General features: G+C 72.7%; 7 protein-coding genes. 4 read left to right on the top strand and 3 right to left on the bottom strand.

What is annotated here, in order from left to right; genetic code table 11:
* Positions 1 to 222 precede the first annotated feature (222 nt).
* Positions 223 to 984: an alpha/beta hydrolase gene (locus AB0H57_RS32030; RefSeq protein WP_357512405.1), complete on the top strand. Its 762-nt coding sequence runs from the start codon at positions 223 to 225 to the stop codon at positions 982 to 984.
* 105 nt (positions 985 to 1,089) lie between these two features.
* On the opposite strand, the gene ctaD is transcribed toward AB0H57_RS32030, so the two are convergent.
* Together ctaD and AB0H57_RS32020 are read right to left on the bottom strand one after the other, a co-directional pair.
* Positions 1,090 to 2,847 carry a cytochrome c oxidase subunit I gene (gene ctaD, locus AB0H57_RS32025; protein ID WP_357512404.1) on the bottom strand — a complete coding sequence of 586 codons (1,758 nt, stop codon included), beginning with the start codon at positions 2,845 to 2,847 and terminating at the stop codon, positions 1,090 to 1,092.
* Between the two features lie 139 nt (positions 2,848 to 2,986).
* Complete coding sequence (locus AB0H57_RS32020; protein WP_357512403.1) at positions 2,987 to 4,093, bottom strand: FAD-dependent monooxygenase; 1,107 nt, start codon at positions 4,091 to 4,093, stop codon at positions 2,987 to 2,989.
* Positions 4,094 to 4,394: 301 nt separating this feature from the next.
* Between AB0H57_RS32020 and AB0H57_RS32015 the strand changes: the two genes are divergently transcribed.
* Positions 4,395 to 5,528: a cellulose binding domain-containing protein gene (locus AB0H57_RS32015; protein WP_357512402.1), complete on the top strand. Its 1,134-nt coding sequence runs from the start codon at positions 4,395 to 4,397 to the stop codon at positions 5,526 to 5,528.
* 110 nt (positions 5,529 to 5,638) lie between these two features.
* Here the strand turns inward: AB0H57_RS32015 and AB0H57_RS32010 are convergent, their stop codons facing one another.
* Positions 5,639 to 6,424 carry an aldo/keto reductase gene (locus AB0H57_RS32010; protein ID WP_357512401.1) on the bottom strand — a complete coding sequence of 262 codons (786 nt, stop codon included), beginning with the start codon at positions 6,422 to 6,424 and terminating at the stop codon, positions 5,639 to 5,641.
* A gap of 116 nt (positions 6,425 to 6,540) precedes the next feature.
* On the opposite strand from AB0H57_RS32010, the gene AB0H57_RS32005 reads away from it, so the two are divergent.
* On the top strand, positions 6,541 to 7,563 hold the full coding sequence (locus tag AB0H57_RS32005; RefSeq protein ID WP_357512400.1) for a DNA polymerase ligase N-terminal domain-containing protein: 1,023 nt from the start codon (positions 6,541 to 6,543) through the stop codon (positions 7,561 to 7,563).
* A 19-nt stretch (positions 7,564 to 7,582) separates the two neighbouring features.
* Positions 7,583 to 8,770 (top strand): threonine synthase, encoded by a 1,188-nt coding sequence (locus tag AB0H57_RS32000; RefSeq protein ID WP_357512399.1) that lies wholly within the window; start codon positions 7,583 to 7,585, stop codon positions 8,768 to 8,770.
* The last annotated feature ends 88 nt before the right edge of the window (positions 8,771 to 8,858 follow it).

Below are 8,858 nucleotides of genomic sequence, written 5' to 3'. Positions count from 1 at the left end.
CCCCCCGGATCATCCATACGACAGGGGCAGTAAGTCATACCGAGCCGGGCGACCGAGGAGTCCCCGGCTGGGGACGATCAAAAAGGTAACGGGGGCGGCCCCGGCCGGAGCAGGAGTTGACGGGCGGTAACAGTTTCGCCACGGAAGTGCCGACCGGGCCGGTGCGGCGGGCTCGTCGGGCGCGAGGATGGGAGCGCTTCCACCGAGCGCCGAGGAGCCGCCATGAGACGCAGCGCCCTGTCCCTGCTCGCCGCCACCCTGGTCGTCGGGGTGGCCGCCTGCGCCAGCGAGCCGGACCCCCGGCCGAAGCCGACCGGGCTGGGCGCGGGCGCCGCCTGCCCCGAGCTGACCGGCGGCGGCCAGCAGGTCGTGTTCGGCGACGAGGTCGACGCCGAGCTGGGCGGGGTCGTGCTCGGGTCCGGGACGACAGGCGTGGTGCTGGCGCACCAGGCCGCCGGCGACGTCTGCCAGTGGCTGCCCTACGGGCGCGAGCTGGCCGACCGGGGCTACCGGGTGCTCGCCTTCGACTTCCTCGGGTCCGGCGTCTCCCTGGGCAACGGGGTGCCGATGGCCCGCCAGGTCGACGCGGCGGCCGCCGCCCTCCGGGCCGAGGGGGCCACGAAGATCGTGCTGGCCGGCGCGTCGATGGGCGGCAGCGCGGTGCTGGCCGCCGCGCCGACGCTGGACCCGGCGGCGGTCGCGGTCGTGGCGCTCTCCCCGCCCACCGGGTACGGCGACGCGGACGCCGCGGCGGCCACCCCGAAGATCACGGTCCCGGTCTTCTACGGCGTCGGTGAGCAGGAGACGAGCTTCGCGGAGTCCACCCGGCAGTTGTACGGGGCCACCCCCGGGACCACCCAGCGGCAGCTGGTGCTCGCCCCGTCCGCCGCGCACGGGGTGAGCCTGGTCGACCCGGGCACCGGCGACGCCGGCCTCCGCGACAAGCTGGCCGGCTTCCTCGACGCGTACGCCCCGCCGGCCTGAGCCCCGGCCACCGCGCCGCGGCGGTCGCGGTACGCAGCAACGGCGACGGGCGCCGTCCCCAGGTTATGGGGGCGGCGCCCGTAGGGTGTCGCGAGATGCTGCGGGTCAGGTCCGCTCGACGGTGGTGTCGGTGTCCTCCTGGTAGCTGGCGCCACCGTTGGACTCCCGGCTCAGCGGCTTGGCGCCGCCCTCCGGCGGGCCGGCCAGGCTCTGCCCGGCGGCCAGCTCCGGGAACTTCAGGTCGAACGCCGGCCGCTCGGAGCGGATCCGCGGCATCCGGTCGAAGTTGCGCAGCGGCGGCGGCGAGCTGGTCGCCCACTCCAGCGAGTTGCTGTGACCCCACGGGTCGTCGACCTCGACCACCGGGCCGGCCTTGTACGACTTCCAGCAGTTGTAGACGAACGGCAGCGTCGAGATACCAGTGATGAACGCGCCGATCGTGGAGACCATGTTCAGCCCGGTGAAGCCGTCGTCGGGCAGGTAGTCGGCGTACCGGCGGGGGAAGCCCTCGTTGCCCAGCCAGTGCTGCACCAGGAAGGTGGTGTGGAAGCCGATCATGGTCAGCCAGAAGTGGATCTTGGCGAGCCGCTCGTCCAGCATCCGGCCGAACATCTTCGGGAACCAGAAGTAGATGCCGGCGAAGACGGCGAACACGATGGTGCCGAAGAGCACGTAGTGGAAGTGCGCCACCACGAAGTACGAGTCGGAGAGGTGGAAGTCCAGCGGCGGGCTGGCCAGCAGCACGCCGGTGAGGCCACCGAAGAGGAAGGTCACCAGGAAGCCGATCGAGAAGAGCATCGGCGACTCGAAGCTGACCTGGCCCCGCCACATGGTGCCGACCCAGTTGAAGAACTTCATGCCGGTCGGCACGGCGATCAGGAAGCTCAGGAAGCTGAAGAACGGCAGCAGCACCTGGCCGGTGGCGAACATGTGGTGCGCCCACACGCTCATCGACAGGGCGCCGATGGCGATGGTGGCGGCGACCAGGCCCTTGTAACCGAAGATCGGCTTCCGGGAGAAGACCGGGATGATCTCGGAGATGATGCCGAAGAACGGCAGCGCGATGATGTACACCTCTGGGTGCCCGAAGAACCAGAACAGGTGCTGCCAGAGCATCGGCCCGCCGGTGGCCGGGTCGTACACGTGGGCGCCGAGCAGGCGGTCCGCGCCGAGCGCGAGCAGCGCGGCGGCCAGCAGCGGGAAGACCAGGATCACCAGCAGGCTGGTGACCAGCAGGTTCCAGGTGAAGATCGGCATCCGGAACATGGTCATGCCGGGCGCCCGCAGGGTCAGGATCGTGGTGATCATGTTGACCGCGCCGAGGATGGTGCCCAGACCGGAGATGGCCAGACCCATGATCCACAGGTTGCCGCCCACGCCCGGCGAGTGCTGGACGTTGCTCAGCGGCACGTACGCGAACCAGCCGAAGTCGGCGGCGCCGCCCGGGGCGATGAAGCCCGCGGTGGCCATGGTGCCGCCGAAGAGGTACAGCCAGTAGGCAAAGGCGTTCAGCCGGGGGAACGACACGTCGGGCGCGCCGATCTGCAGCGGCACGACGTAGTTGCCGAAGGCGAACACGATCGGCGTCGCGAAGAACAGCAGCATGATCGTGCCGTGCATGGTGAAGAGCTGGTTGTACTGCTCGGGCGAGAGGAACTGCAGGCCCGGGCGCGCCAGCTCGGCACGCATGATCAGCGCCATCAGGCCGCCGATCATGAAGAACGCGAACGCGGTGACCATGTACATGATCCCGATCTGCTTCGCGTCCGTGGTGCGCAACAGCCGCGCGATGGCCGACCCCTTGACCGGCTCGCGGACCGGCCAGGGCCGGGTCACGACCGGCTTGGGTGCGACGGTGGTCACGAGTGGCCTCCGGTTCTGGGTTGTCCCGCTCGGCACGCGCTGATCATCTGCGCAGCCGTCATCCGCAAGGAGGATAGTCCCCGGCAGGTGACAGCGCTGAACGGGGTCGCGTGGGACGATCGCGGCGCGCCGTGCGCGCTCAGAGCGGCCCGACCAGCAGCCGGTAGTGCTCCTGGAAGATCCGCCCGCCGCGCCCGCGCAGCAGCGGGTCGCGCAGCGCCGGCGGGACGTCCCGGGTCCGGTTGCGGTCCCGGGTCCGGTCCCGCACCCATCGGGTACGCGGGCGGCGGCGACTCTCGTACGCCAGCAGCGCGGCCTCGACGCTGCCGGCGGCGGCCAGCGACTCGGCCAGGACCACGGCGTCCTCCAGGGCCATCGCGGCGCCCTGCGACAGCGACGGCGCGGTGGCGTGCGCGGCGTCCCCGACGAGCAGCACCCGCCCCCGCGACCAGCGCCCCAGCTCGACCTCGTCGGTGAGTTCGACGTGCACCTGGTCCAGGGCGTCGAGCACCTCGGGCACCGGTCCGCCGTAACCGCCGAAGAGCTCGCGCAGCCGGGCCTTCGGGTCGGCGGGCAGCGTGCCGCCGGCCTCGTCGGCGTAGCAGTGCAGCCGCCCCGCGCCGATCGGCACCACGAGGAAGCCAGCGCGCTGCCCGAGCAGCGCGGTCCAGTCCGCGACGTCCGGCCCGTCCCGCACGACGCTGCGGTAGACGACCTGCCCGGCGGGGCGGGGCGGGCCGCCGAGGGCGGCCAGCGCGCGGACCGACGAGCGCGGCCCGTCGGCGCCGACGACCAGGTCGTACTCGGCGGCGGTGCCGTCGGTGAAGGTGACCCCGACCCGGGCCGGCAGCAACTCCACCGCGCTGACCTCGGCGCCGTGCCGGACCGCGCCGCCGGCGCCGGTCAGCAGCACCCGGTGCAGGTCGCGGTGGGGCAGGGCGCGACACTCCCCCACCCCGGTCCAGAGCCCGTCGAGGTCGACCTCGCAGAGCGGGGCGCCGGTGGCGTCGAGGAAGCGCTGCCGGTGGATCACCTGGCCGAGCCGGCGCACCGGGCCGTCGAGGTCGAGCCGGCGCAGCGCCCGTTCCGCGTTGCCGGGCAGGTAGAGGCCGAGGTCGGGCCGCTCGGACGGGGGCAGCTTCTCGGTGACGTCGGGCCGCAGGCCCGCCATCCGCAGGGCCCGTGCCACGGCGAGGCCGGCGAGGCCCGCGCCGACGACGAGGATCCGCAGGGGGGAACCACGCATGGGATTGCACGCCTCCGGAGGGGGTTCGGAACGCGTCGGAGGCAAGACACTACTCGGAGCGACCGCCGGCACGCCAGGGCCGATCAGCCCCGCCCGGCACGCCGCCCCGCCGCCCCGCCGGGAGGTCCGCGCCGCCGGGGCCGCCGATCAGCCGCCCGACACCAGCCGTTCCGCGCCCGGGGCGGACCGGCACAGTTGCGCGAAGGTTTCAGACATGTAAATGTGTCGGTTAAATATGGGAGCGCTCCCGGCCGTCTCCCCCGACCCGTTCGGCGCCCCCACGCCGTAGCCAAGGAGCATCATGAGACGTCCACTCCGGGCCATCGCCGCCGCCGGCCTGCTGGCCGCCGGCACGATCGTCGCCGTCGCCCTCGGCGGCAACGCCTCGGCCGACACCCAGATCTGCGAGCAGTACGGCTCGACCGTCATCGGCAACCGGTACGTGGTGCAGAACAACCGCTGGGGCACCAGCGCCCAGCAGTGCATCAACGTCACCTCGACCGGCTTCTCCATCACCCGCCAGGACGGCGTCGCGCCGACCAACGGCGCACCGGTGTCCTACCCGTCGATCTTCGTCGGCTGTCACTACACGAACTGCTCGCCCGGCACCAACCTGCCGGTCCAGGTCAAGAACATCAGCAGCGCGCCGGGCAGCATCAGCTGGAACTACGTCAGTGGCACGTACGACGCCGCGTACGACATCTGGCTCGACCCCTCGCCCAAGCGGGACGGGGTGAACCAGATGGAGATCATGATCTGGATGAACCGGCAGGGTTCCATCCAGCCGATCGGCTCCCCGGTCGGCAGCACCAGCCTGGCCGGCCGCACCTGGGAGGTCTGGCGGGGCAGCAACGGCTCGAACAACGTGATCTCGTACGTCTCGCCGTCGCCGATCCCGAGCATGAGCTTCGACGCGATGGCGTTCATCAACGACACCCGCAACCGCGGCGCGATCACCAACGACTGGTACCTGACCAGCATCCAGGCCGGCTTCGAGCCGTGGCAGGGCGGCGTCGGCCTCGCGGTGACCTCGTTCTCGCAGAGCGTCAACACCGGCAGCAACCCGCCGCCGACCACCACCCCGCCGACCACCACTCCCCCGCCGACCGGCGGCTCCTCCTGCTCGGTGAAGTACACGCCCACCAACGTGTGGAACAACGGCTTCACCGCCGAGGTGACGATCACCAACACCGGCTCCGGCACCGTCAACGGCTGGACGTTGAACTACAACCTGCCCAGCGGGCAGACCGTCACCAACGCGTGGAACGCCACCGTGACGCAGAGCGGGACGGCGGTGACCGCGCGGAACGCCGGCTACAACGGCACCCTCGCGCCCGGCGCGTCGACCAACTTCGGCTACCAGGCGACGCTCAGCGGCGCGTTCGCCGCGCCGAGCAGCTTCACCCTCAACGGGACCGCCTGCGCCCGGGCCTGAGCCGTCCCGTCCCGCCCCAGGTGATTGCCGGGGGCCCCGCTTGACGCGCCGGCGTTAATCGGGGCCCCCGCCCATACCAAATGCGTTAAGCGGGGGCCCCGCCTTACCACTCAGCCGCCGAGCGCGTCGATGTCGCGCATCTCCGCGGCCGTGAGCGAGAAGCCGAAGACGTCGGCGTTGGCCCGGATCCGGTCCGGGGTGACCGACTTCGGAATCACCACGATCTCGTGGTCGATGTGCCAGCGCAGCACCACCTGCGCCGGCGAGACGCCGTGCGCGGCGGCGATCCGGCTCAGCACCGGGTCGGACAGGTCGCTGGTCTTGAACGGGCTGTACCCCTCCAGCACGATCCCCCGGTCCCGGTGCGCGGCGTGCACCTGCCGGTCGTACAGCGAAGGGCTCCAGCGGATCTGGTTGACCGCCGGGTTGTCCTCGGTCGCCTGGATCAGCTCGTCGATCTGCGCGACGGAGTAGTTGCTCACCCCGACCGCCCGGGCCAGGTTCTCCGCCCGGGCGGCGAGCATCTCCCGCCAGACCGGGAGGCTGTCCGACGGCGCGGACGGCGGCCAGTGCACCAGCCACAGGTCCACGTGGTCGGTGCCCAGCGCGCGCAGGCTCGCCTCGATCGTCGCCCGTTCCCGGCCGACCCGCTCCGGGGGCAGCTTGGTGGTGATGAAGATGTCCTCGCGGCGCAGCCCGCTCTCCCTGATCGCCCGGCCCACCTCCTCCTCGTTGCCGTACATCGTGGCGGTGTCGATGTGCCGGTAGCCGGCGTCCAGCGCGGCCAGCACGGCCTCGTACCCGGCCTGGCCGGTGGCCTGCCAGGTGCCGAAACCGAGCAACGGCATCCGTACGTCGCCGGGCAGCAGGGCGGTGGGCTGGTCAACCGTGGTCATGGCGGCTGTTCTACCCGTGATCCGGCCGGCCATGCCGGTGCCGCGCCGCGCCCGGGAGGGCGGAAACCGGGCGCCGTGCCGTGCCGACCGCCCCGCTCTGCCGCAGAATGCACAGGATGGCGGACCGGCTGGAGGAGTACCGGCGGCGGCGGGACGCACGGCGTACCCCCGAGCCGGTGCCGGAGCGGGCCCCCGCGCGCCCCGGCCGCGGCCGGGCCCGGTTCGTCATCCAGCAGCACCACGCCCGTCGGCTGCACTGGGACCTGCGGCTGGAACGCGACGGGGTGCTGGTCTCCTGGGCGGTGCCGCGCGGGCTGCCCCGGGATCCCGGCCGCAACCACCTGGCCGTGCACACCGAGGACCATCCGATGGAGTACCTCACCTTCCACGGCGAGATCCCGGCCGGCGAGTACGGCGGCGGGAAGATGACCGTCCACGACACCGGCACGTACCGGGCGGAGAAGTGGCGCGACGACGAGGTGATCGTGATCCTCGACGGCCGGCGCACGCAGGGCCGGTACGCGCTGTTCGCCACCGGCGGCCGGGACTGGATGATCCGCCGCACCGACCCGCCCCCGCCGGGCTGGACGAGCATGCCGGAGTTGGTCCGCCCGATGCACCCCACGCCGGCCCGCCGGCTGCCCGGCGACGACGCCGACTGGGGGTACGAGCTGCGCTGGGACGGCGTGCGGGCGGTGGCGTACGTCTCCGGTGGGCGGCTGCGGCTGCTCGACGAGTCGGACGAGGAGATCACCGGCGGGTACCCGTGGCTGCGCGGCATGGCCGAGGAGCTGGCGCCGACCGAGGTGGTGCTGGACGGCGTCCTGGTCCGCGTCGACGGCGGCGGCCGGGTACGCGAGCCCACCCGGCGCGACGGGCAGTTCCTCCTGTTCGACCTGCTCTGGCTGGAGGGGGCGGGCAGCGTCGACCTGCCGTACGCGCAACGCCGTGAGCTGCTCGACGGCCTGGCGCTGGCCGGGCCGCACTGGCAGACTCCGCCGTGGTTTCCCGGCGGCGGGGCCGACGCCCTGCGTGCGGGCCGGGAGCAGGGCCTGCCCGGGGTGGTGGCGAAACGCCTCGACTCGGTCTACGAGCCGGGCCGGCGCAGCCGGCAGTGGCGCAGCATCGACGCGAGCTGAGACTTCCGAGGAGCGCGACGTGTACCTGACCCACCTGGAGTGCTCGCGCTGCGGCCGGGGCCACCCGGCGGACCGGCCGCAGAACCTCTGCGAGTGCGGCGCGCCACTGCTGGCCCGCTACGACCTGGCCGCGGTCGCCGCGGCCGTCACCCCGGAGCGGTTCACCCTGCGGCCGGCGGACCTGTGGCGGTACCGGGAGCTGCTGCCGGTGGCCGATCCCCGGCACGTCACCACGCTGGGTGAGGGCTGGACGCCGCTGCTGCGCACCCCGGCGTACGGCGCCCGGATCGGTATCCCGGACCTGATCGTCAAGGACGAGGGGCTCACCCCGACCGGCTCGTTCAAGGCCCGCGGGGCGGCCGTCGGGGTGAGCCGGGCCCGGGAGCTGGGCGTCGAGCGGATCGCCATGCCGACCAACGGCAACGCGGGCGCGGCGTGGGCCACCTACGCGGCCCGGGCCGGGCTGGGCGCGACCATCGCCATGCCGCTGTCCGCGCCGACCATCTGCCGGCGGGAGTGCCTGGCCGCCGGGGCGGACCTCCGCCTGGTCGACGGCCTGATCGGCGACGCCGGCCGGCACGTGGCCGAGCTGCTCGCCGAGTCGGCGGGCGGGATCTTCGACGCCGGCACGCTGCGCGAGCCGTACCGGCTGGAGGGCAAGAAGACGATGGGGTACGAAATCGTCGAGCAGCTCGGCTGGCAGGTGCCCGACGTGATCATCTATCCGACCGGCGGCGGGGTGGGCCTGATCGGCATCCACAAGGCCCTGCACGAGCTGCGCGAGCTGGGCTGGGTGGAGGATCGGCTGCCGCGGCTGGTGGCGGTGCAGTCCACCGGTTGCGCCCCGATCGTGCGCGCCTTCGCCGCCGGCGAGGATCGGGCCCGGCCGTGGACCGACGCGTACACCGTCGCCTTCGGCATCACCGTGCCGGCCCCGCTGGGCGACGAGCTGATCCTGACCGCGTTGCGGGACAGCTCGGGCACCGCGGTCGCGGTGGACGACGCGGAGATCCTGGCCGACCTGCGGGACTTCGCCGCCGTGGAGGGGCTGCTGCTCTGCCCGGAGGGGGCGGCCTGCCTGACCGCCGCCCGGCAGCTGCGGGCCGGCGGCTGGATCCGGGCGGACGAGCGGGTGGTGGTGCTCAACACCGGTGCCGGCCTGAAGTACCCCGAGACGATCGACGTCTCCGCCGTCCCCCTGGTGTAAGACATCCCAGGACGTACGAGTGTCAAGTAGCGGGTTCGGCGGTGTGGTGTGGCCAGGCGGTCGTCTCGTTGTAGGGCGTGCCGGTTTT

Source organism: Micromonospora sp. NPDC050686 (assembly GCF_040654475.1).
In the GTDB taxonomy this organism is placed as follows: Bacteria; Actinomycetota; Actinomycetes; order Mycobacteriales; family Micromonosporaceae; genus Micromonospora.
Note: the sequence above shows the minus strand (reverse complement) of the source record. Positions and strands in the feature narration are given on the sequence as shown.